Origin of the sequence: Methylacidimicrobium cyclopophantes, from assembly GCF_902143385.2 — a bacterium.
Lineage (GTDB): Bacteria > Verrucomicrobiota > Verrucomicrobiia > Methylacidiphilales > Methylacidiphilaceae > Methylacidimicrobium > Methylacidimicrobium cyclopophantes.
In genome coordinates, this window is the sequence record NZ_CABFUZ020000067.1 from 1 (window position 1) to 1,864 (window position 1,864).

Below are 1,864 nucleotides of genomic sequence, written 5' to 3' on the forward strand. Positions count from 1 at the left end.
GACCAGCGGAGGCGGGTCCCGCGAAGGCGAGCCAAGAGGAAGCAGTCGGGCCGTAAGCCTGCGGTAGCTGATCGGCGTTGCTCCCGAAGCCGCTGGCCGAGGCGGCGAAAGAGCTCATGGCGGTCGAGTAGGCTTGGTATTCGATCACGCCTTGGCCTCCCATCTTCCTCGCCTTTTTCGTCACGTCGTTGAGCAGAGTGGAATGAAGGAGTCCGCTCCGATGGTCGTGGACCACCCCGATAATCGTATAACGACGTGTCGGGAGCCCGTCGCTCCAGACTTCGATTCCGTTGACTATCCGCTCTCCCCCTCCACCCTTTCCAAGCTGGGTGTTCGCTCCAACGTAAGGGTAATAGTGGGTCTGAGCACAGCCGCCTACAAAAACGAGAAGGAAGGCTGCAAAGAGGCTAAGGAGTGGCCACGAACGCAAATCGCGCATTCCACGCATGAGGTCTTCGGGGTCCGCTTTTTCCTTCCCGCGTAGCCCCGTTGTAGGAGGCTCCACGCGGAGCGGAAGCAAGGCAAACGATCAATATTCAGAAATAATAAAGACGGGTTCGTCTGTCAACCGCCGAAGCCCTTTCCCAAAAAAAGCGGCTCGCAGGAAAAGAATCTCTTGGCCAACGGAGCTCTCGAGAGTCAACTAACCCAATACATCGGGAGGAACGGAGAGAAGATGAGGAAAGTACCGGTAACCGTCGCGTACGGGGATGGCATTGGTCCGGAGATCATGGGCGCTACGTTGGATGTGCTCGCCGCGGCGGGCGCGGAACTCGCTCTGGAGACGATCGAGATAGGGCAAAACGTCTACCTTCGCGGGAATTCGAGCGGGATCGAGCCGAGCGCCTGGGAAAGCTTGCGCCGAACGAAAGTATTCCTGAAGGCGCCGATCACTACACCGCAAGGTGGCGGGTTCAAGAGCCTGAACGTAACGGTGCGCAAGGCGCTGGGTCTCTATGCGAACATCCGTCCCTGTGCTTCCTATGTCCCCTTCGTGGAGAGCAAGCAGCCCGGGCTCGATGTCGTGATCGTGCGGGAGAACGAAGAGGATCTCTATGGAGGCATCGAGCACCGGCAGAGCGTCGATTCCTATCAGTGCCTGAAGATCATGACGAGACCCGGCAGCGAGCGCATCATCCGCTACGCCTTCGAGTACGCGCGTTCTTACAAGCGGGGGAAGGTCACCTGCTTCACGAAGGACAACATCATGAAGCTGACCGATGGAATGTTCCACAAGGTGTTCGACGAGATCGGTGCCGAATATCCGGAGATCTTGAAGGAACATTGGATCGTGGACATCGGCGCCGCAAAGCTTGCTGATACACCACAACTATTTGATGTCGTGGTTCTTCCAAATCTCTATGGAGACATCCTCTCGGACGTTGTCGCACAGATCGCAGGCTCGGTAGGATTAGCAGGCTCCTCCAACATCGGGTCCCATTACGCCATGTTCGAGGCGATTCATGGCTCGGCCCCTCGCCGTGCCGGACAGAACGTGGCGAATCCTTCGGGACTCCTCTTGGCCGCTGTGCAAATGCTTCTCCACATCGGTCAATGGGAGGTTGCGGAACGGATGCACAACGCTTGGCTGCGGACGCTTGAGGAGGGCATTCATACCTACGATATCTTCCGAGAGGGAAAGAGCCGCCAAAAAGTGGGAACCAAGGAGTTCGGGCAGGCGGTGATCGCGAATCTCGGGAAAACGCCGGAAACCCTCAAGCCAGCTCGCTATGGCCTGGACAGGCCGAACCCGAAGTCTGATTTCCCTTTTCACCGCCGGGAAGAAAGCAAGGCCTTGGTGGGTGTCGATCTTTTCGTGGAGTTTTCGGGGAGCATCGAGGAGCTTGCCGCCGCACTCCGTGCG

The 1,864-nt window shown here is 57.9% G+C and carries 2 protein-coding genes; one reads left to right on the plus strand and one right to left on the minus strand.

Annotated features, from left to right (window positions below):
• A partial coding sequence (locus FN369_RS01345) for a hypothetical protein (RefSeq protein ID WP_178087599.1) occupies positions 1-439 on the minus strand: 439 nt, incomplete at its 3' end.
• A gap of 237 nt (positions 440-676) precedes the next feature.
• On the opposite strand from FN369_RS01345, the gene FN369_RS01350 reads away from it, so the two are divergent.
• Positions 677-1,864 (plus strand): NADP-dependent isocitrate dehydrogenase (locus tag FN369_RS01350; RefSeq protein ID WP_142524419.1); only part of this gene is annotated, 1,188 nt, incomplete at its 3' end.